This window comes from Streptomyces sp. NPDC034086 (assembly GCF_055575515.1).
The window spans coordinates 759,170-779,416 of the sequence record NZ_JBVISM010000001.1; the positions used below are offsets into that span (position 1 = coordinate 759,170).

19 protein-coding genes are annotated in these 20,247 nt (G+C 76.2%); 11 read left to right on the forward strand and 8 right to left on the reverse strand.

Going from position 1 to position 20,247, the window contains the following annotated elements; all coding sequences use genetic code 11:
* Positions 1-24: 24 nt before the first annotated feature.
* The 4 genes from ACZ514_RS03405 to ACZ514_RS03420 all read right to left on the reverse strand — a co-directional run bounded on the left by ACZ514_RS03405 (position 25) and on the right by ACZ514_RS03420 (position 3,476).
* The gene (locus tag ACZ514_RS03405; protein WP_468162653.1) at positions 25-519 is read right to left on the reverse strand and encodes a hypothetical protein; all 495 of its coding nucleotides are present in this window, start codon (positions 517-519) and stop codon (positions 25-27) included.
* A gap of 119 nt (positions 520-638) precedes the next feature.
* Positions 639-1,154 carry a universal stress protein gene (locus tag ACZ514_RS03410; protein ID WP_468162651.1) on the reverse strand — a complete coding sequence of 172 codons (516 nt, stop codon included), beginning with the start codon at positions 1,152-1,154 and terminating at the stop codon, positions 639-641.
* A 182-nt stretch (positions 1,155-1,336) separates the two neighbouring features.
* Complete coding sequence (locus ACZ514_RS03415; protein ID WP_469123981.1) at positions 1,337-2,806, reverse strand: sensor histidine kinase; 1,470 nt, start codon at positions 2,804-2,806, stop codon at positions 1,337-1,339.
* The gene (locus tag ACZ514_RS03420) at positions 2,799-3,476 is read right to left on the reverse strand and encodes a response regulator transcription factor (protein ID WP_468694839.1); all 678 of its coding nucleotides are present in this window, start codon (positions 3,474-3,476) and stop codon (positions 2,799-2,801) included. Before ACZ514_RS03420 ends, ACZ514_RS03415 begins: the two co-directional genes overlap by 8 nt.
* A 136-nt stretch (positions 3,477-3,612) precedes the next feature.
* Between ACZ514_RS03420 and ACZ514_RS03425 the strand changes: the two genes are divergently transcribed.
* The 3 genes from ACZ514_RS03425 to ACZ514_RS03435 all read left to right on the forward strand — a co-directional run bounded on the left by ACZ514_RS03425 (position 3,613) and on the right by ACZ514_RS03435 (position 7,380).
* Positions 3,613-4,185, forward strand: a complete 573-nt coding sequence (locus ACZ514_RS03425) for a hypothetical protein (protein ID WP_469123982.1) — start codon at positions 3,613-3,615, stop codon at positions 4,183-4,185.
* A 756-nt stretch (positions 4,186-4,941) separates the two neighbouring features.
* Positions 4,942-5,205 carry a hypothetical protein gene (locus ACZ514_RS03430; RefSeq protein ID WP_469123983.1) on the forward strand — a complete coding sequence of 88 codons (264 nt, stop codon included), beginning with the start codon at positions 4,942-4,944 and terminating at the stop codon, positions 5,203-5,205.
* 102 nt (positions 5,206-5,307) lie between these two features.
* Positions 5,308-7,380, forward strand: coding sequence for a SpoIIE family protein phosphatase (locus ACZ514_RS03435; protein WP_469123984.1), 2,073 nt, complete (start codon positions 5,308-5,310; stop codon positions 7,378-7,380).
* A gap of 18 nt (positions 7,381-7,398) precedes the next feature.
* Here ACZ514_RS03435 and ACZ514_RS03440 read toward each other — a convergent pair whose 3' ends face one another.
* Both ACZ514_RS03440 and ACZ514_RS03445 read right to left on the reverse strand, forming a co-directional pair.
* A complete protein-coding gene (locus tag ACZ514_RS03440) occupies positions 7,399-9,036 on the reverse strand; it encodes a PucR family transcriptional regulator (RefSeq protein WP_469123985.1) in 1,638 nt (545 codons plus the stop codon).
* 61 nt (positions 9,037-9,097) lie between these two features.
* Complete coding sequence (locus tag ACZ514_RS03445) at positions 9,098-10,735, reverse strand: AMP-binding protein (RefSeq protein WP_468162637.1); 1,638 nt, start codon at positions 10,733-10,735, stop codon at positions 9,098-9,100.
* 124 nt (positions 10,736-10,859) lie between these two features.
* On the opposite strand from ACZ514_RS03445, the gene ACZ514_RS03450 reads away from it, so the two are divergent.
* The 5 genes from ACZ514_RS03450 (at position 10,860) to ACZ514_RS03470 (ending at position 14,973) form a co-directional block, all read left to right on the forward strand.
* Positions 10,860-11,486: an alpha-ketoglutarate-dependent dioxygenase AlkB gene (locus tag ACZ514_RS03450; protein ID WP_468162635.1), complete on the forward strand. Its 627-nt coding sequence runs from the start codon at positions 10,860-10,862 to the stop codon at positions 11,484-11,486.
* Positions 11,487-11,604: 118 nt separating this feature from the next.
* A complete protein-coding gene (locus tag ACZ514_RS03455; protein WP_469123986.1) occupies positions 11,605-12,039 on the forward strand; it encodes a VOC family protein in 435 nt (144 codons plus the stop codon).
* 41 nt (positions 12,040-12,080) lie between these two features.
* A complete protein-coding gene (locus ACZ514_RS03460) occupies positions 12,081-12,749 on the forward strand; it encodes a Rossmann-fold NAD(P)-binding domain-containing protein (RefSeq protein ID WP_468162631.1) in 669 nt (222 codons plus the stop codon).
* 71 nt (positions 12,750-12,820) lie between these two features.
* Positions 12,821-14,038 (forward strand): RNA ligase, encoded by a 1,218-nt coding sequence (locus tag ACZ514_RS03465; RefSeq protein WP_469123987.1) that lies wholly within the window; start codon positions 12,821-12,823, stop codon positions 14,036-14,038.
* A gap of 2 nt (positions 14,039-14,040) precedes the next feature.
* Entirely contained in the window at positions 14,041-14,973 is a 933-nt protein-coding gene (locus ACZ514_RS03470) for a phosphatase domain-containing protein (protein WP_468694826.1), read from the forward strand.
* Positions 14,974-15,045: 72 nt separating this feature from the next.
* Here the strand turns inward: ACZ514_RS03470 and ACZ514_RS03475 are convergent, their stop codons facing one another.
* On the reverse strand, positions 15,046-15,585 hold the full coding sequence (locus ACZ514_RS03475; RefSeq protein ID WP_469123988.1) for an SH3 domain-containing protein: 540 nt from the start codon (positions 15,583-15,585) through the stop codon (positions 15,046-15,048).
* A gap of 220 nt (positions 15,586-15,805) precedes the next feature.
* A complete protein-coding gene (locus tag ACZ514_RS03480; protein WP_469123989.1) occupies positions 15,806-16,840 on the reverse strand; it encodes an EamA family transporter in 1,035 nt (344 codons plus the stop codon).
* A 29-nt stretch (positions 16,841-16,869) separates the two neighbouring features.
* Here ACZ514_RS03480 and pdxR point away from each other — a divergent pair, with 29 nt between their 5' ends.
* From pdxR to ACZ514_RS03495, 3 genes are all read left to right on the forward strand, one after another.
* Positions 16,870-18,348 carry a MocR-like pyridoxine biosynthesis transcription factor PdxR gene (pdxR, locus tag ACZ514_RS03485; RefSeq protein WP_469123990.1) on the forward strand — a complete coding sequence of 493 codons (1,479 nt, stop codon included), beginning with the start codon at positions 16,870-16,872 and terminating at the stop codon, positions 18,346-18,348.
* Between the two features lie 357 nt (positions 18,349-18,705).
* Positions 18,706-19,620, forward strand: a complete 915-nt coding sequence (locus tag ACZ514_RS03490; protein WP_469123991.1) for a nitroreductase/quinone reductase family protein — start codon at positions 18,706-18,708, stop codon at positions 19,618-19,620.
* Positions 19,621-19,743: 123 nt separating this feature from the next.
* Complete coding sequence (locus ACZ514_RS03495) at positions 19,744-20,247, forward strand: LAETG motif-containing sortase-dependent surface protein (protein ID WP_468162617.1); 504 nt, start codon at positions 19,744-19,746, stop codon at positions 20,245-20,247.

The following is a 20,247-nucleotide window of genomic DNA, read 5'->3' on the forward strand; positions in this document are numbered from 1 at the left end:
GGACGGGCCCGGACGGATCCCGGCCTACACCTGGAGGACGGCCGAGGCTCTCGGGAGGGCCGGGGCCGCGGCTCCGGCCGGGTGGCGGACCGCGCCGCCGTGGCCGGCCCCGTCCCGGCGGGCCGCGAGGGCGGCCCCGGCGACGGCCGCCGCCGGGGGAGCGGCGGTCGCGTCGGCCGGGGAGCCGGCCCGGGGAGGCAGGGGAGTGCAGCCGTGGACCGGGTGGGAGGGGTCGTGGCGGTCGGCGGGGGCCGCCGAGACCGCGGCCGTGGTGCCGGCCGGCGCCGCCGGCGCGATCGAACCCGGCATGGCCGAACCCGGGCCGGCGGACGCGCGGGCGGGGGGCGAAGCGGCGGTGGCGTGGGCGGGGGACGGGGCGGCGGTGGCGTGGGCGGCGCCCTGGGAGCCGGCGCCATGGGCGCAGAGCAGACCGGTCAGCAGCAGGGCCAGCCCGAGCAGGTGCGCCAGGCCCGCTGAGGTGCGGACCCGCGGCGTACGGGAGGACCGGGCTGTGACCACGCCGTGATCGTAGCCCGCCCCCCGCGTGATGTACGGCCCCGAACCGGACAATCCCCGACCGCGCCGTGGCCGGGGGCGTGTACACCGGGCCGCGCCCGGACGGGTCCCCGCGGGACGGTTCACCCGGCCAGCTTCCGCACGTCCAGCGGGAGGTGCCACGCGTTGCGGCGGCGCACGCTCTGCAGCTGGGCCTCCAGCGGGTTCGGCGGCACGGCGAGCACGGGGCACGGCGCGTGCGCCAGGCAGTGGCGGGCCACCGAGGGCCGCAGCGCCCGCAGCAGCCGTCCGCGCCGGCCGGCGCCGACCACCAGCAGGTCGTCGGCGTCCCGGGCCGCGTCGGCCAGGACGGCGCGCGGGGTGCCCCGTACGATCTGCGCGACCAGGGGCACGCCCGGGCCGCCCGTCCCGAAAGCGGTCACCAGGGCGTCGCGCAGCCGCCCGGCCGCCGCGGCCCGGTACTCGGGGTAGGAGTCGCAGGCGCAGGCGCCCGGACTGCCCGGAGCCCCGCGCGGGGTCTGCCAGGCCAGCACCGCCCACAGCTCCGCCCCGCGCAACCGGGCCTCGTCGGCGGCCCGGTGCAGGGTCGTCGCGCTCCCCGGACCGCCGCTCACGCCCGCCACTACCCGTCGCCCCACCGCCGGTCCCTCCCGAGTCGCCCGCCGTCCGGCTTCCATTGAACTCCCGCGAGGGCGGCCCGTACGTCAGCGGTGCGTACGGACCCGGCCGGGCGGCGTCAAGTTCCCGTCAGAAAGGGAGGGCGACGCTCCGCTACCTGCCCGAGGAGCCGCCGTTCCCGGCAGGGGCGGCCCGCCCGGAGCTACCGCGGCGCCGTCGGCAGGACCGCTCGCAGGCGGGCACCGCGGGCCGAGGGTTCGGCCGTGAGGACGCCCCCGTGATGGGCGGTCAGATCGCGGGCGATGGCGAGGCCCAGCCCGGCACCGCCGTGGTCGCGGCTGCGGGCGTCGTCCAGCCGGGTGAACCGCTCGAAGACCCGCTCCCGGTCGTCGGGCGGGATGCCGGGACCGTCGTCGAGGACCTCCAGTACGGCGGTCCGCGCCCCGGAGCCGCCGGTGGTGGTCAGAATGACCTCCACCTGCCGGCCGGCGAACCGCTGGGCGTTGTCGACCAGGTTGGTCACCACCCGGGTCAGCCACAGCTCGCTGCCCGCCACCGTCACACCGCTCTCCAGCTCCATCCGTACGGGGACCCGGTCGCCCAGCCGTGACTCCACGGCGGAGCGCACCACGGCACCCAGGTCGAGCCGGACCGCCGCGACCGGCTGGGCCGCGTCGATCCGGGCCAGCAGCAGCAGGTCGGAGGCCAGGTGCTGGAGCCGTTCGGTGTCCTCGAGCGCCCCGCCGATGAGCTCCGGCCACAGCTCCGGGTCCCGGACGGCCAGGGCCACCTCCAGCTGGGTGCGCAGCACGGTCAGCGGGCTGCGCAGTTCGTGCGAGGCGTCGGCGATGAACTGGCGCTGGCGGTTCCCGGAGGACTCCAGCCGGTCCAGCGTGGCGTTCATCGTCTCCGCCAGCCGGGCCACCTCGTCGCGGGTGGGCGGCACCGGGACCCGGCGGTGCAGGTGCCGGTCGGTGATCTCCGCGACCTCCGCGCGGATCGCCTCGACGGGCCGCAGGGCGCGGCCGGTCACCCGCCAGGTGACCAGGGCCACCGTGGCGAGGAGCAGTGGCCCGCCGGCCGCGAGGGCGGCGGTGGTGGTGTCGTCCGCCGCGTCCACATCACGCAGCGAGGTGCCCACGTACACCGTGACCAGCCCCTGCGGGGTGTCCGTGGTGACCTGCACGACCCGCAGCCGGTGTTCGCCGCCGAGCGGCCGGACCCGCCAGGTGTGGAAGGCGGTGCCGGGGCCCGACCGCCCGCCGGGGCCCAGCGCGGGCGCGCCGGCCAGGTTCGGGGTGGCCCGCAGTACCCGGCCGCGCGCGTTGACCACCTGCACGAAGTCGGCGCCGGGCAGCGGTGCGCGCATCCGGTCGAGGCCGCCGGTGGCCGCGAGCCGCGCGATGGTCACGGCCTGCCGCTCGGCGTCCCGCTCGGCGTTGCGCAGCAGGTTCGCCTCCAGCAGCCCGATCAGCGCGAACGAGGCCAGGGCCAGGGCGGCCGCCACCACGAGGACGGCGCCGGCGGTGGCGCGTCCGCGGACGGTGGTGGGCCCGATCCGGCGCAGCAGGCGGCGCACGGGTGCGCGTACGGCACCGGACGGGCGGGGTGCGAGGTTCCCGGGGCGGTCCTTCGGGCGCGTCGCCGGGCGCGCCCGGCGGGGGTCAGCCACCGTCCGCCGCCAGCCGGTATCCGGCGCCGCGCACGGTCTCCAGCGCGGACCGGCCGAACGGTGCGTCGATCTTCCGGCGCACCGCGCTGACGTGCACCTCGATCACGTTCGGATCGCCGTCGAAGGCGCTGTCCCACACCTGTTCCAGGATCTCCCGCTTGGGCACCACCTCGCCGGCGTGCCGGGCCAGGTACTCCAGCACGGCGAACTCCCGGGCGGTCAGCCGTATCTCCGTCCCGCCCCGGGAGCACAGGTGGCGGGCGGGGTCCACCAGCAGGTCGCCGAACTCCATGGCCCGCGGGCCCCGGCGGCCCGTGCGCCGGGCCAGCGCGCGGAGGCGGGCGACGAGGACGAGGTAGGAGAAGGGCTTGGACAGGAAGTCGTCGGCGCCGGTGTCCAGGGCCTCGGCCTCGTCGTACTCCCCGTCCTTCGCCGTGAGCATCAGGATCCCGGACTCGTTGCCGGCCGCGCGCAGCCGGGCGCAGACCCGGTAGCCGTTGAGCCCGGGCAGCATGATGTCCAGCACGATCAGGTCGTAGGCGTGCGCGCAGGCCATCTCCAGCCCCCGTGGCCCGTCGTGGGCCACGTCCACCGAGAAGCCCTCCGACTGGAGCCCCCGCTGGAGGGCGAGGGCCAGTCGTCGTTCGTCCTCCACCACCAGTACGCGCATGCCGCCCAGGGTCTCAGGTGGGGTCCGGGCTTCGCTGAAGGGGTCTTCAGGTGGCTTCAGGTGGGCTTCAGCATCGTCCCGGCATGCTCGGTGGCGAGCCGGGTGCGGTGCCCGGTTGTGCCTGAGGAGTCCCGCCATGTCTGAGTCCTTCCCGCAGCCCGAGCAGCCCGAGCAGCCCACGCGTGCCGCCGAGCCGGCGCAGCCGGCGAAGCCGCCGCGCCAGGGGCTGGGCGCGGCCGTCACCCGGGGCGCGGCCGCGCGCTGGGCGCTCGGCGTCGGCGCGGTCGCGGTGATCGTGGGCGGCGGGGTGGCGGCCGTGGCGGTGGCGGGCCACGGCCGCCACCACGACGACCACGGGGACCGGGCCGCCGCCCGCCACCTCGTCCGGCCCGAGCCCGGCCGCGAGCACGCCCTCAAGGGCGGCCCCAAGGCCGCACGGGAGGGCGCCGGCCCGGCGCGCGGGGGCTTCGCGAAGCAGGCCCCGGCGGCGCCCGTGCCGCTGCCCGCCCTGCCCATCGCGCAGGCGGCGGAGAAGGCGGCCGCCGCGGTGGAGGGCGGCAAGGTCGCGGGGCTGCGCGCGGTGGCCCAGGAGGGCGGCGGCAGTGCCTGGCTGGCGGTCGTCCTGGGCCCGGACGGCGTCCGCCACGCGGTGACCGTGTCCGGCTCCGACGGCACGATCACCTCCAACGTCCCGCAAAACCACCGCTAACCGCGCCCCCGGCCTCCGGGCCCCCTGGCCTTCGGTCCTCCGGGCCTACGCCCCGGCCCTACGGCCTTCCGCCCTCCGGCCCTCCCGTTCCTTCCGGGCCACGGGCCTTCCCGGGCCCACGGCCCCTCGGCCGCCCCGCCGTCCGGCGGTCCGCGCCCGTTCTCGGGCCGCCGGACGCCCCGGCCGGTGGCGGCGCCCTCCCGGCCCTCCGGCCCTTCGGCCCCTTCGGCCCCTTCGGCCCTCCCGGTCCTCCCGGTCCTTCCGGTCCTTCCGGGCCGCGGGCCCTCGCCCCGGGCCGCGGGCCTCCCGGGCCCACGGGCCTTCCCGGGCCCACGGCCCCTCGGCCGCCCCCGCCGTCCGGCGGTCCGCGCCCGTTCTCGGGCCGCCGGACGCCCCGGCCGGTGGCGGCGCCCTCCCGGCCCTCCGGCCCTCCGGCCCTTTCGGGCCAAGGGCCCTCCCCCCCCGGGCCGCGGGCCTCCCGGGCCACGGCCCCTCGGCCGCCCCCGGCCCCTCGGCGGTCCGCGCCCGTTCGGCCGCCGGGCGCCCCGGCCGGTTGTGGCGCCCTCCCGGCCGTGCATCGAAGTGCCCGCCGGCCAGGGGCCGTCGTGCCGCGCCTCCCGGGCGACGGCCGCTCCGTCACCGGCCGGGGGAGGGAGGACGGGGAGATGGCCGTGTTCCGTCGCGCCGGCTGCGGGACGGCCCTGACCGCCGAGGTCGACGGGGTGCCGCTGCCCTGCGAGGCGCCTGCCGGGCCGCGTGGCCGCCGCGCTTCCCGCCAGGCAGGGTCCCGGCCGGCCCGCCCCGCGGCATCGTCCTCAGCCCGGCACGACCCCCGCCGCCGACCCGGGCAGCCGCGGCGGCTGCTGCGGCCCCGACGGCCTGGGCGGCACCGACCCGCTGTGCACCGGCCGCTCCGCCCGGCCCGCGACCGGGAGCGCCGACTGCCGGACCGTCCAGCAGATCGTCCTCGACCCGCGCCGCGTGAGCGCCGCCCCGGAGCCGGGCCGGCCCGCACCGTGATGTCCGCTCCGCCGGGGGCGCGCAGAATGAAGGGGAACGGCGGGCCCCCGCCCCGCGCGGGCGGTACGGGGACTGGGCGCGCCCGGGCGGAGGAGGCTTCCGGTGCCGTCGGAGCAGGCGGGGGACGCGGGGGCTGCCGGTCCGATCAGGTCGGAGCCGGGGTCGCTGCTCGAGCACGTGGCGGTGGCCGTGTTCGGCATGGACGCGTCCGGCCGGATCCGCTTCTGGGGCCCCGGCGCCCGGGCCCTCTTCGGCCACGAGGCCGCCGACGTGCTGTCCCGGCCCGCCGCCGGGCTCTTCCCCCCGCCCCCCGCAGGCACCCCCGACGCGGCCGCACGGCTCGCGGAACGCGCCCTCGCCCTCGGCTACTGGCGGGTGCGGCTGCCCGCCCTGCACCGGGACGGTTCGGTCTTCGACTGCGGGTTCCGGGTGTTCCCGGTGGCCGGCGACGCCGACGCCGACGCCGACGCGGTGATCATCGGGCTGGCCAGCAGGGGAGACGAGCTGGACCGGGTGAAGACCAACCTCGCCTTCCTCGACGCCCTCTTCGAGACCTGCCCCATCGGTCTGGTCATGCTCGACCAGGACCTGCGCTACGTCCACCTCAACCAGGCCCTGGCCGACATGGACGGGCTGCCCGTCGCCGACCACCTCGGCCGCGCCACCGACGAGATCATGCTCACCTCCGACGGGGGAGAGTTCCAGCGCATGCTGCGTGCCGTGGCCGACGAGGGGCGGCCCCTCGTCGGCGCCCTGGTGGGGCTGCGCACACCGGGCCGCCCCGACCGCGACCAGGTCCGGTCGGTCAGCCTCTTCCCGCTCAGCCGCTCCGGCGGGACCCGCCCCGGGGTGGGCGGCCTGCTGGTGGACGTCACCGACCGGGAACGGGCCCTGCTGGAGGCGACCGCGGCACGCCAGCGCCTGGCCCTGCTGGACCGGGCCGCGGCCCGCGTCGGCACCACCCTGGACGTGGACACCACCGCCCGGGAGCTGGTCGGCGTGGCCGTACCCGCCTTCTGCGACGGCTGCGTGGTCGAGCTGGTGGAGTGGACGAACCCCGCCGAGGCCTTCGACCCGGACCTGCCCCTGATCACCCGCCGCATCGCCTCCGGCACCGTCCTGCCGCCGCCCGCCCCCGAGCTGGTGGCGGGTCTGGAGCGGGTGACGTACCCGCCGGGTTCCGGCATCCACCGGATGCTCGCCACCGGCCGCCCGCTCTGCGCCGAGGTCGACGAGGAGTTCGCCGCCCGGACCGCCTCCCGCCAGGACCGCGCCCGGCTGCTCCTCGACAGCGGCCTGGCCCGGATCCTCATCGCCCCGCTCGCCGCCCGCGGCACCGTGCAGGGCATCGCCATGTTCGGCCGCACGGCCGCCCGTCCCGACTTCACCGAGCAGGACCTCAGCCTCGCCGGGGAACTCGCCTCCCGCGCGGCGCTGTGCCTGGACAACGCCCGCCTCTACAGCCGGGTCCAGGACATCGCGCTCACCCTCCAGCGCGCCCTGCTGCCCAGCGCCCTGGCCCGCAGCGAGCACGTGGCCATCGCCCACCGCTACCTGCCCGGCAGCCGTGCCACCGAGGTCGGCGGCGACTGGTACGACGTGATCGACCTGCCCGGGGACCGGGTCGCCCTCGTCGTCGGTGACGTCATGGGCCACGGGGTGCCCGCCGCCGCCTCGATGGGCCGGCTGCGCATCACCGCCAAGGCACTGGCCCGCCACGGCCCCGACCCCGGACGTCTCCTCGGCGAGCTCGACGCCTGTGCCCGCGAGTCCGGCATCGAGCTGGCCACCTGCCTGTACGTGGAGTACGACCCGCACACCGGCCGCGCCCGCATCGCCAACGCCGGCCACCCCCCGCCCCTGGTGCGCCACCCCGACGGCACCGTCGAGACCCTCGGCGGCGGCCTCGGCGTCCCGCTGGGCATCGGCGGCGTCCCCTTCCGCCCGGCTGCGGCCCGCCTGCCCGACGGGGCCGTGCTGGCCCTCTACACCGACGGCCTGATCGAGGCGCGCGGCCGGGACATCGAAACGGGCCTGGACGCCCTGCGGGAGCGGCTGGCCGCGGTGGAAGGGGATCTGGAGGAAGAGGTGGACCGCGTCCTGGACGCCCTGCTGCCCGGCGCGGCCACCGACGACACGGTCCTGCTGCTGGCCCGGATCCGCCGCGCGGGGTGACGGGCCCCGGCGCCGCGCTCAGTCCATGCGCAGGGCCGCCGCGAAGTCCATCTTGTCCTCCAGCCGGGCCAGGTTCCGCCCGGTCAGCGACTCGATCCGGTTGATCCGGTACCGCAGCGAGTTCACGTGCAGGTGCAGGGCCTCCCCGCAGCGGGCCCAGGAGCCGTCGTGCTCCAGGAACGTCCGGAGCGTGGTGACCAGTTCCGAGCGGTAGCGCCGGTCGTACGCGTGCAGCGGCGCCAGCAGCCGGCGGCTGAAGGCCCGCCGGACCTCCGCCGGGATCAGCGGCAGCAGCGACATGACGTGCGCCGCCATGTCCCCGGTCCCGCGGACGGCGACGGCCTCCCCGTCCGCTCCGGCCGCGGCCTGACGGGCGCTGCGGGCCTCCGCCAGCGTGTGGCGCAGGTCGTCCGGCTCCCCGACCGGATCACCGATCCCGAAGCCGAGCCGCTCCCCGCCGCGCAGCCCGCGCGGCAGCGCCCCGCAGGCGGCCTCCCGGACCGCCTCCGCAGTCAGCTCCCCGCCGGGGGCGACCCGTACGAAGGCCACGGCCTCCCGGGCGTCCAGCGCGGCGGCGACCCCGACGCGCCGCGCGGCACCGGGCCCCAGGCACGCCGGGTGCAGCAGCACCTCCTCCAGCAGGTCCCGTACCGGCGACGGCCCGCCGCCGCCCGGTACGCCGTCCAGCCGGGCCGCGACGGCCTGCCAGCGGGCCTCCCCGGCGGGCGCTTCCGCGGCCAGCCGCGCGGCCGCGTCCCGGACCGGCTCCCGCGCGTCCGCCCCCGTGCCGCCGGAGTCCAGCAGCCCGAGCAGCCTCCCGGCGGCCCGCCGGCGCGCGGTGCGGTCGGCGTCCCGGCCGCCGCGTTCCACGGCGATCAGCCCGGCCAGCCGCTCCACCAGGCCGATGCGCTCGTCGTGCCAGTCCCCGCTGTCGGCCTCCACCGCGACGGCCCAGTCGGTCAGCGCGGGCCCGGCGCCCGGGGCGGACCGCACCGGGAACAGCGAGTACGGGAGCCCGTGGGCGACCGTACGGTGCGGGGCGCGCCGGCCGGAGCGCTCGGCGGCCAGGAACCGCCCGGCCAGGGCGGTGGCCGTACCCTCCGGCAGCGGCGGCCGGGCGCCGGCGATGAGCCGTCCGGTGGGGGACAGGACGTGGGTGCGCAGGTCCAGTTCGGTCAGCAGCAGTTCGAGGAGCGCCCCCGCCCCCGCCCCGCTCCCCGGCCGGGAGGCCATCAGCCGCCGGTGCCGGTCCACCAGCGCGGCGAGGTTCCCGACCCGGGCCCCGCTGCGGCCCCGCGCCACGAACTCGGCGACGGGTCCGAAGGGCACGTCCACGCCGACCGCGAACAGCGGCAGCCCGTGCCGGGCGCAGGCCCGCACCAGTTCGTCCGGCACGTGTCCGAACTCCGCCTCGCCCGCGCCGAGGGCGACCGCGCCCGCCTCCACGATGATCCGTACGAAGGGGTCGGCGCGCCCGAGGTCCTGCCGCAGCCACACCAGCCCCGACAGCACCAGGTCTCCCGGTGAGACGAACCGCCCCGGGTCCGGCAGGTCGATGGTCACGGCGGCGAGCACGGGCCGCTCCAGCCCCTCCTCGCCGCCGAGCAGCCGGAACGGAGCCGGGCCGCCGGACAGGATCACCTCGCGCAACTGCATGGCCACAGCCTGCCATGCGGGTGCGCGGCCCCAACTGGCGCCCGGAGCAACCAGTTTCGGCTTACGACTGCCCCAGGATCCGGGCCGCCGTCTCGCGCATCTCGACCTTGCGGACCTTCCCGGTGACCGTCATGGGGAACTCGTCCACGACGTGGACGTAACGCGGGATCTTGAAGTGGGCCAGGCGGCCCGCGCAGTACGCGCGGACCGCCTCCGCCGTCAGCGGCTCGGCCCCCTCGCGCATCCGGACCCACGCCATGAGTTCCTCCCCGTACTTGGCGTCCGGGACGCCGATGACCTGGACGTCCAGGACGTCGGGGTGGCCGTGCAGGAACTCCTCGATCTCGCGCGGGTAGAGGTTCTCGCCGCCCCGGATCACCATGTCCTTGATCCGGCCCGTGATGCTCAGGTAGCCCTCCGCGTCCATGACCGCCAGGTCGCCGGTGTGCATCCAGCCCTCCGGGTCCACGGCCTCGGCGGTCTTCTCCGGCTCCCCCCAGTAGCCGAGCATCACCGAGTAGCCGCGGGTGCACAGCTCGCCGGGAGTGCCGCGGGGCACGGTGGCGCCGGTCTCCGGATCGATCACCTTGACCTCCAGGTGCGGGCCGACGCGGCCCACCGTGGTGACCCGCCGCTCCACCGGGTCGTCCACCCGGGTCTGCGTGGACACCGGTGAGGTCTCCGTCATGCCGTAACAGATGGACACCTCGGTCATGCCCATCCGCCCGATCACCTCGTTCATCACCTCGACCGGGCAGGGCGAGCCGGCCATGATCCCGGTCCGCAGGCTCGACAGGTCGTACCCGTCGAAGCCGGGCGCGGCCAGTTCGGCGATGAACATGGTCGGAACCCCGTACAGGGAGGTGCACGCCTCCGCCTCCACCGCGGCGAGGGTCGCGGCGGCGTCGAAGGCGGGCGCCGGAACCACCATCGCCGCGCCGTGGCTGGTGCAGGCGAGGGCGCCCATGACCATGCCGAAGCAGTGGTAGAAGGGCACCGGCACGCACACCCGGTCCCGCTCGGTGTAGCCGCACAGCTCCCCGACGAAGAAGCCGTTGTTGAGGATGTTGCGGTGGGAGAGGGTCGCCCCCTTGGGGAAGCCCGTGGTGCCCGAGGTGTACTGGATGTTGATCGGGTCCCGCGGTTCGAGCGCCGCAGCGGCCCGCTCCAGGTCCGCCGGGTCGCCCTGGGCGCCGCGCTCCAGCAGCGCGTCCCACAGCGGACCGTCCAGCAGGACGGTGAACTCCAGTGCGGGGCAGCGCGGCCGGACCTCCTCGATCATCGCCGCGTAGTCGGAGCTCCTGAAGCGCTCCGCGGCGACCAGCAGCCGGATCCCGGACTGGTTCAGCACGTACTCCAGCTCGTGCGAGCGGTACGCCGGGTTGACGGTGACCAGGACCGCCCCGATCTTCGCGGTGGCGTACTGGACGAGGGTCCACTCGGCGCGGTTCGGGGCCCAGACGCCGACCCGGTCGCCCTTGGCGATGCCGAGGTCCAGGAGGCCCAGGGCGAGGGTGTCCACGTCGGCGGTCAGCTCCGCGTACGTCCACCGGCGCCCGGCGGCCACGTCGACGAGGGCGTCGCGGTCCGGGAAGCGGCGCGCGGTGCGGTCGAGGTTGTCCCCGATGGTCTCCTCCAGCAGCGGGACCGGGGAGCTTCCTGACGCATGGCTGGGCGCGACGGACACGTGTACCTCCACGACTCTGCGGCCCGGCGGGGCCGGCGGGTGCGGTCATGATCCTCTTCCGGCGGCCCCGGAGGCTACCCCCGGAACGTCCCCCTGTGATCGAGCAGGTGTTCGAGTCGAGGGGTACGCTGGGGGTATGCACGCACTCCAGGGCTCCCTCTTCGACCAGACCGACGAGATCCGGCTCGGGCCGCTCTCACCGGTACGGAGGACCGTGCTCGGCGCCGGGGCCTGGGTCGACCACCTGTCCGGCTGGCTCACGGGGGCCGACGCCCTGTTCGAACGGCTCGCCGCGGAGGTCCCCTGGCGCGCCGAGCGGCGCCAGATGTACGACCGCGAGGTGGAGGTGCCCCGGCTGCTCGCCCACTACCGGGAGGGCGAGCCGCTCCCGCACCCCGTGCTCACCGAGGCCCGCGACGCACTCGGCCGGCACTACGCCGCCGAACTCGGAGAGCCCTTCGTCACCGCCGGGCTCTGCCTCTACCGCGACGGCCGCGACAGCGTCGCCTGGCACGGCGACCGCACCGGCCGTTCCTCCACCGAGGACACCATGGTCGCGATCCTCTCCGTCGGCGACCCCCGCGACCTCGTCCTGCGCCCGCGCGACGGCGGCCCCACCCTGCTGCGGCTGCCGCTGGGCCACGGAGACCTCGTCGTGATGGGCGGCTCCTGCCAGCGCACCATGGAACACGCCGTCCCCAAGACGACGCGGGCCGTCGGCCCCCGCATCAGCATCCAGTTCCGCACCCGCGGCGTCATGTGAGCCCGTGCGCGGCGGGACCCGTCCAGCGGCCCGTCCTCCAGCCACCGCACGCCGGCAGGCGGCCCGCCTGACGGCGTTTCAGCCCGTGGCGCGCGGAGCGGCTGGCTAAAGTCCCGCCATGGCCTACACGTTCCAGGTGACCGTCGACTCCACCGACCCCCATCCGCTCGCCGACTGGTGGGCGGACGCCCTGGGCTGGGAAGTGGAGCCCTCCGACGAGAAGTTCATCCGCCACATGATCGAGGCGGGCCACGCCACCGAGGAGGACACCACCACCCACCGCGGCACGCTCGTCTGGAAGGCCGGCGCCGCGATCCGCCACCCCGAGGGCCTGGAACGGGCACCGCGCGTGCTCTTCCAGTTCGTCCTGGAGCCCAAGACCGTCAAGAACCGCGTGCACCTCGACGTCCGCACCGGTGAGGACGACCCCCGGGCCCTGGTCGAGCGCCTCGTGGCCAAGGGCGCCACCCTGCTCCACGAGGGCAGCCAGGGCCCCCACCAGTGGACCACGCTCACCGACCCCGAGGGCAACGAGCTCTGCGTCTCCCACTGAGCGGAGCCCCCGGCGCACGGGACAGCGCTTAGGGTGAGGGCGTGAACGTCATCCTCTACGGCGGAACCGGAATGATCGGGCGCGGTGTGCTGCGCGCCTGTCTGCGCGACGACTCGGTGAAGAGCGTCCTGTCCGTCGGCCGCACCCCGCTCGGCGTCAGCCACCCCAAACTCCGCGAGCACGTCCGGCCCGACCCCGCCGACCTGACGGAACTCGCCGGTGAGCTCTCCGGCTACGACGCCTGCTTCTTCTGCCTGGGCGTCTCCTCCGTCGGCATGAAGGAGGAGGCCTACCGCGCCGTCACCCACGACCTCACGCTCGCCGTCGCCCGCCCGCTGGCCGCCGCCAACCCGGCGCTCACCTTCGTCTACGTCTCCGGCCAGGGTACCGACAGCACCGAGCGCGGCCGCTCCATGTGGGCCCGGGTGAAGGGGAAGACGGAGAACGACCTGCTCGCCCTGCCCTTCCGCGCCTACATGTTCCGCCCGGGCCTCGTCCAGCCCGTCAGCGGCATGCCCTCCAAGACCCGTCTCTACCGGACTCTGTACGCGCTCACCGCCCCGCTCTTCCCGGTCCTGCGGCGGATCGCGCCGAACCAGGTCACCACCACCGAGGCCCTCGGCCGGGCGATGATCACCGTGGCCACCCCCGGAGCCGGGGTCACCACCCGCATCCTGAGCCCCCGCGACATCAACCGCCTCGGCCTCTGACCAGTCGTAATTGATTACCGGCCCGCCCTCCCGCACGTGAGAATGAGGCATCTCGAACCGGGAGGAAACCCATGAGCCAGGACCACCTGACTCTGCACGGCCTGCTGCCCCCTCAGGAGTTGGCGCAGGCCATCGACGCCGGGCACGTGACCCGCAAGCAGCACCCCGAACTGCCCCTGTCCCTCTACACGTACACGCGCGCCGCGCAGTACGAGCAGGTGTGGAACAGGGTCACCACGCGCTGCCGCGGCCTGGTCGCCGACGACGAGACGGGAGAGGTCGTCGCGCTGCCCCTGCCGAAGTTCTTCAACGTCGGCGAGCACGCCTCCGGCCGCCCCTACGCGCCCGCCCTGCCCGACGAGCCGTTCGAGGTGTACGACAAGGTCGACGGCAGCCTCGCGGTGGTCTTCCACTACGCGGACCACTGGCGCGCCGCCTCCAAGGGCTCCTTCACCAGCGCCCAGGCCGGCTGGGCACAGCGCCGCCTCGACACCCGCGACACCACGGCCCTCGTGCCCGGCGTCACCTACCTCGCGGAGATCCTGTACCCGCAGAACCGGATCGTGGTCGACTACGGCGACCGCCGGGACCTCGTCCTGCTCGCCGCGTTCCGGCTGGACGGCACCGAGGTGCCGCTCGCCGAGGCCGCCGGCCACTGGCGGGGCATCGGCTCCGTCGTCAAGGTGTGGCCGGCCATGCCGCTCGGGGAACTGCTCGCCCTCGCCGACTCCAGCACCCTTCCCGGCGGCGGGCCCGCGACCGGCACCGACGCCGAGGGCTTCGTGCTGCGCTTCGCCTCCGGCGTCCGCGCGAAGGCCAAGCTCTCGGAGTACGTACGCCTCCACAAACTGCTGACCGGCGTCACCGAGCGGGACATCTGGCGCGGCCACGGCATCCAGCGCTTCGCCGGGACGTCCGTCAAACGCCTCGCCCAGGGCCTCGGCTGCTCGGTCGCCGAGCTCGAGGGCATCCGCTCCAAGGACCGGCGCCCGCTGGACGAGCTGCTCGAGCAGGTCCCCGACGAGTTCGACACCTGGGTGCGCGAGGTGATCGCGGGCCTGGAGGAGGCGTTCGCCCGCCACGAACAGGCCATAGACGAGGCCTTCGAGTCCCTGGCGCACCTGACCGGCGACCGCGGCGCCTTCGCCCGCGCCGCCAAGGAGATCCCCGACGGCCGGATCCGCTCGGCCATGTTCGCCCGCCTGGAGGGCCGCGGCACCGAGCTGGTCTCCTGGCGCGCCGTACGGCCGGAGGCCGCCGACCCCTACACCACCGACGAGGAGAACTGAACGTGTCCGAAGAGCCCGAACTCCCCGTGGTCCACGTCATGACGGGGTTGCCGGCCTCGGGCAAGACGACCGCCGCCCGCGCCCTGCAGGCCGAGGCCGCGGGACGCGTGCGCCGGGTCAACCTCGACGACCTGCGGGCCATGCTCGACGTGCCCGACCCCGGCCGGGGCCGTTCCCACCGGCACGAGCAGACCGTGCTGGCCGTCCAGGACGCGGCGGTCCGCGCGGCCGTCGACGACGGCTTCGACGTGGTCGTCGACAACACCCACCTCACCTCGCACATCCCCAAGCGCCTCAAGGCGGCGGTCGCCGGCCGCGCCGTCTTCGTCGTGCACGACTTCACCGGCGTGCCCGTCGAGGAGTGCCTGCGCCGTGACGCCGCACGCGAGCGGCCGGTCGGCGAGGAGATCATCCGGATACTCGCCGACAAGCACGCCAAGGCGAGGAGGGGCGGCTGGCGGCTCACCGCGGAGTGGCTCAACGACCAGCCGCCCGTCCGCCCGTACGTGCCCGACCCCGACCTCCCGCCCGCCGTGATGTGCGACATCGACGGCACGCTGGCCCTCACCGGGGACCGCGGCCCGTACGACTTCTCGCGCTGCGAAGCCGACCTCCTGAACGCGTCCGTGCGCCACGCGCTCGACGCCTTCCGGCGCGCGGACGGGGACACGATCGTGCTGCTGTCCGGGCGCGGCGAGGAGCACCGGCAGCAGACGGAGTCCTGGCTGCGGCGCCACGAGGTGCCCTACGACGAACTGTGGATGCGGGCCGCGGGTGACACCCGCCGCGACGACGTGGTCAAGGCGGAGCTCTTCGACGCGCACGTGCGCGACCGCTACGCCGTGCGGGTGTCGCTCGACGACCGGGACCGGGTGGTCGCCGTCTGGCGCCGGATGGGCCTGCCGACCTGGCAGGTCAACTACGGCGACTTCTGACACGCCGACGGGCGTACGGGAGCCGGGGCGCGCGGCCCCGTCCCGTACGCCCGCCGGGGCGGCCCGGGAGGGTCAGGAACGGCACCACCTGACCGGGGTGATGTCCTTGACGTAGCGGGCCGAGACCCACGCGCGCTTGCGCTCGTACATCTTGTCGTCGACGCCGTCGACGCCGTCCTGGCCGTCCACGGCCGTCCGGCCGTGCCTGCGGTCCAGCAGGTACCAGAGGTCGTTTCCGTCGACCTTCTCGCCGTGCTTCTTGCACACGATCGACAGCTTCTGGCGGGGGTGCACCGTGCCCAGCGACTTCGAGCGGGTGGTGGGCTTGCTGCGGACCTTCAGCGGGCCCTGCGAGACGACCCTGCCCAGGGCGTGCCTGGGCTTGGGGTACGTGACGGCCCCCTCGTCGACGGACTGCCCGTCCTCGGACTCGTCGTAGCCGGGGGCGTACTCGTCGAACTCGTCGTAGCCGGGGTCGTCGTCGAGGACCTTCTGCGCGCGCGGTCCGTCGGCCACCGGACCGCCGTCCGCGACGGCGACGCCCGCCCCGAACAGGCCGAGCACCATGCTGCCGGCGGCGAGAGCGAGGATGGTCCTGGTGGGCTTCAGCATGAGCCGCTCCTCCACGAAGGCTTCCGCCCGGCCGCCGGGCGCGGCTGGGGGTGGCAGCCCTCGGGCCGCCACCGACGACTATGACGACGGGGCGGGGCGCGTCCGGGCCGACGCACCGGCCATTAGCCCGATATGCGCAATATCGCCAGAATGGTGCCGGTTGTGTGCGCGCCATCGAGCGGGCGAAGGCGCACGGCGCCGGCGCGGTGCTGACGACGCGCTACGACCTGGCCGATGCCGATGCCGATGCCAATGCAGGGGCAGGGGCCGGCGCCGCGGACTGCGGGACCGGGGCCTCCCCGCCTCCCCGCAGGCCCAGCGCCAGCCCGGCGATCACCACCGCCAGGCCCAGCCACACCACCGGGCCCGGCGTCCCGCCCCCCGACAGCACCCCGGCGCCGGCCGCCGCGAGCGGGGCGACCCCGGTCAGCAGCCCCGCCCGGCCGGAGCCCACGGCGGCCACCGTGCGGTACCAGAGCAGGAACGCCACGGCCGTCACCAGCACCGCCAGGTACCCGACGGCGGCCCAGTGCCCGGCGGTCAGCTCGGCCGCCGCGGTCGGGCCTTCCGTGCACGCCGACAGCACCACCAGCATCACCGCCCCCATCCACACCGCGTGTACGGAGACCCCCCACGGGCCGTGCCGGCCCAGAACCGGCACCGCGAGCAGGGTGAACGCCGCCTCGCAGGCCAGCGCCAGGGCCGCCCAGCCCAGCCCCGCCGCGTCGGTCCGCCCGGTCCCCTCGACCAGTACCGCCCCCGCCACGACCACGGCCGCCGCCAGCAGCACCCGGCGGCTGGGCCGGCGCCGCTCCAGCAGCGGGCCGACGAGCCCGAGCAGCACCGGTACGGAGGCCACGGCGACGGCGATGACGGCCGGCTCGGCGTGCGCGACGCCCCGGACGACGGCCACGTTGAACAGCACCAGTCCGCCGGCCGCGATCCCGGCCAGCCACAGCCATTCCCGCCCCCTGGGCCGCGACAGCGGGACCCGGGCGACGCGGGCGAGGACGACCAGGATCACGGCGGCGACCACGTAACGGACCGCCTGGGAGGCGAACAGCGGGGCGTCCACCAGGGCGCGGGAGACACCGACGCTGCCGCCGACCAGCGCCATCCCGGTGATGCCGGGGGCCAGGTCGCGCAGGGCGGTGGAGCGGCCGGGGGGAACCGGCGCGGCGGCGCGGGCGGGCCGGGCCGTGGAAGCCGATGCCGGGGCGGGGGGAGGGGTCGAGGGTGACGCGCAGGTACTCATGCGGTCCAGCCTGGAGGCACAATGGTCCGGTGAGCAGGTCCAATGAAGGCATGCCCAAGGGGTCCATAACGGGTTCCGACTTCCTCCAGCTCGACATCGGCCAGGCCCCGCCCGGCAACCGCACCGAGTGGCTCGCCGGCCGGCTGCGCGCCGCCATCGCCGACGGCACGCTCCCCGTCGGCAGCAAGCTCCCCGCCAGCCGGGTGCTCGCCGCCGAACTGCGCGTCTCCCGGGGACTGGTGACCGAGGCCTACCAGCGGCTCGCCGAGACCGGCCAGGTGGCGGGCCGGGGCCGGGCGGGGACCGTGGTCGTCGCCGCGCCGCCCCCGCCCCCGCCGCCGCCCGGGCCGGCCGGGCCCGCGGGCGCCGTCCCGCGCGGCGGACCGGTGGACGCGCTGCGCGCCGCTCCCTGCCGGATCGACCTCTCGCCCGGGGTGCCCGACCTGACCGCCTTCCCGCGCGCCGCCTGGCTCCGGGCCGAGCGCCGGGTGCTCGCCGCCCTCACCGCGGCCGACTTCGGCTACGGCAACCCGCAGGGCGCGCCCGCCCTGCGGGAGGCGGTCGCCGGCTGGCTGGCCCGCAACCGGGGCATCCGGGCGGATCCCGCCGAGGTCGTCGTGGTCGCCGGGGTCGCGCAGGCCCTCGGGCTGCTCGCGCAGGTGCTGCCCGGGGCGGGGGTGCGCCGGGTGGCGGTGGAGGACCCCGGCTCGCTGGGCGCGCGCCGCCAGCTGGAGCACGGCGGGCTGGACGTGGTGGGCGTACCCGTGGACGGGGCCGGCCTGGACGTGGCCGCGCTGCGGGCGAGCGGGGCGCAGGCGGTGCTGATGACCCCGGCGCACCAGTTCCCGACCGGCGTCGTCCTCGACGGGGGGCGCCGCCGGGCCCTCCTGGACTGGGCCGCCACCGGGGGACTGGTCCTGGAGGACGACTACGACGCCGAGCACCGCTACGACCGCGCGCCCGTCCCCGCCCTGCGGGCCCTGGCGCCCGAGGGGGTCTGCTACGCGGGAAGCGTGTCCAAGCTCCTCGCCCCGGCCCTGCGGCTGGGCTGGCTGCTGGTCCCGCGGCGCCTGCGCGACCGGGTCGTGGAGGCCAAGGGCTACGCCGACCTCGGCAACCCCGTCCTCGCGCAGCTCGTCCTCGCCCGGCTGATGGGCTCGGGCGAACTGGAGGCCCACCTGCGCTTCGTACGCCGCCGACACCGCCGCCGCCGGGACGCGATGCTGCGGGCCGTCGCCGAGCGGCTGCCCGGGGCCCGGGTGCACGGCGCCGCGGCGGGGCTGCACCTCATGGTCACCTTCGACGGTGCCTCCTTCTCCGACACCGCCGTGGCGGAGGCCGCCCTGGCCCTCGGCGTCAAGGCGCATCCGCTGTCCTGGTACCGGCTGCGCCCCGGCCCGCCGGGCCTCGTCCTGGGGTACGCGGCCGGGCCGGCCGGTGAGATCGAGGAGGGCGTCGCCGTCCTGGGCCGGGCCCTGCGCGCGTGCGTACGTGATCAACGGCATTGACAACTGCCCTGCCCCTTGCGTGTAATGACGACGGTGTCGCGTGACTCCGGCCAAAGAGCAGTGGGCCGGCCGGTGATCGGGCGAACACCCTTGACGCAGGGAACCGCCATGAATCAGCGCTCCGTGCCCCGTAGTTGACGTAGAGCAGCCGTACCCACGGCTCCCGCGTCGCGGTCCGGCCTCCGAGCCGGATCCGCCCTTCCTTCCTTCCTTCCTTCCTTCCTTCCGTGCCCGCGTACACGCGCACGTCCGTACGCCTGTCCCCGCACGCCCCGCTCCGGCGACTCCCGCTCCCCAGCGGCCCGCCGGGGGACCGGTGGCGCGCCGGACAGGCACGCCCAGAGAGAGAAACGCCCTGTGCCCACGCCCGCCCATGACTTCAACCGGTCCGTCATCGAGGAGTTCCGCGCCCGCCGAGGCGAGGTCGGCGGCCCCTTCGAAGGCGAGGACCTGCTCCTGCTCACCACCACCGGCGCCCGGTCGGGAGCCGGGCACACCACGCCGCTCGGCTACGTCCGCCACGAGGGCGTCCTGCTGATCGTCGGCTCCAACCTCGGCGCCGGCCGCCACCCGGACTGGTACCACAACCTCCTGGCCCACCCGCAGGTGTCCGTGGAGCTCGGCGGCGACACCTTCGAGGCCCTCGCGGTACCGGCCGAAGGGGCCCGGCGCGCGGAGCTCTTCGAGGCCGTCGTGCGCGCCGCCCCCGGATACGCCGACTACCAGGCCCGCACCACCCGGCCGCTCCCCGTGGTCCGCCTGGAGCCCGCGGAGCCCGTCGGCCGGCAGGCGTCCGCCGAAGTCACCACGCTGGCGGGCAAGCTCCTGGAGGTCCACACCTGGCTGCGGGCCCAGCTGCGTCACGTCGGCGCCGAAACGGAGGCCCACTTCGCCGCCCGCGCCGCCGGCACCGGGCCGGACGGACCGCCGGCGCCGGGGCTCGGACTGCAGATCCGCCAGCGCTGCCTGGCCTTCTGCCAGGGCCTGGAGTTCCACCACACCAGCGAGGACGCGCACCTGTTTCCCGGGATCGCCGCCCACCACCCGCACCTGGCGGCCACCTTCGAGCGGCTGCGCGAGGAGCACCGCGTGGTCGCCCGGATCCAGGCCGAACTGGCCTCGCTGCTCGGGGAGTTGACCATCACCGAACCCGAGCGGTTCCGAGCCGGGCTGGCGCGGATGACGGCGGAGCTGACGGCACATCTGGACTTCGAGGAGGAGGTGCTGCTGCCGCTGCTGGAAGAGGTCCCCTGGCCGCCGCCCCGTCCCTGAACCGGGCGGACGGGACGGCGCGCGAAGTTTTTTCCGCGACAGCGGCAACCGATCGGACACTCGCGCGTCGTGCGGGGGTGAAGGGCGGATTTCCCGCCCCGCACGCGACCGTGGAGAGCCACTGTGAAGAACCTGAAGCGCGTTGTTCCCGTCACCGCCCGCCGGGCGGCCGTCGCCGTCGCCGCCGCCGGGGCGGTCATCGCCCTGGCCGGACCGGCCTCCGCCGCGCAGGGACCCTCCGCCTCACCGACGTCCGCCCCCGCCCCGGCGCCGAGCACCGTCCCGGCGCGCCCGGCCGGGGAGCAGCCCACCGCGGTGCCCTCGCGCCCGGCCAGTGGCGCCCAGCCCACCGCGGTGCCCTCGCGCCCGGCGGGCGGCGGCACCGGCGAGCCGAGCACCGTCCCGGCCCCGCCGGGCGGTGCGACGCCCACCCCGGTCCCCTCGCGGCCGGCCGGGGGCGCCCAGCCCTCCGCCGCCCCCTCCGCGTCGGCCGCCTCCGGTGAGGGGTCCGAGCTGGCGCATACTGGCTCCTCGGCGACCACCGTCGCCCTCGGGGCCGGAGCGGCCGCGCTCGTCGCCGCCGGCGGCGGTGCCCTGTTCGCCGTGCGGCGCCGCGCCGGCAACTGA

Excerpts from the sequence above, each read along its gene's own strand:
- ACZ514_RS03420 (WP_468694839.1), bottom strand. The coding sequence starts at position 3,476 with ATGCGCGTACTGGTGGTGGAGGACGAACGACGACTGGCCCTCGCCCTC.
- ACZ514_RS03425 (WP_469123982.1), top strand. The coding sequence starts at position 3,613 with ATGTCTGAGTCCTTCCCGCAGCCCGAGCAGCCCGAGCAGCCCACGCGT.
- ACZ514_RS03440 (WP_469123985.1), bottom strand. The coding sequence starts at position 9,036 with ATGCAGTTGCGCGAGGTGATCCTGTCCGGCGGCCCGGCTCCGTTCCGG.
- ACZ514_RS03450 (WP_468162635.1), top strand. The coding sequence starts at position 10,860 with ATGCACGCACTCCAGGGCTCCCTCTTCGACCAGACCGACGAGATCCGG.
- ACZ514_RS03455 (WP_469123986.1), top strand. The coding sequence starts at position 11,605 with ATGGCCTACACGTTCCAGGTGACCGTCGACTCCACCGACCCCCATCCG.
- ACZ514_RS03465 (WP_469123987.1), top strand. The coding sequence starts at position 12,821 with ATGAGCCAGGACCACCTGACTCTGCACGGCCTGCTGCCCCCTCAGGAG.
- ACZ514_RS03475 (WP_469123988.1), bottom strand. The coding sequence starts at position 15,585 with ATGCTGAAGCCCACCAGGACCATCCTCGCTCTCGCCGCCGGCAGCATG.
- ACZ514_RS03480 (WP_469123989.1), bottom strand. The coding sequence starts at position 16,840 with ATGAGTACCTGCGCGTCACCCTCGACCCCTCCCCCCGCCCCGGCATCG.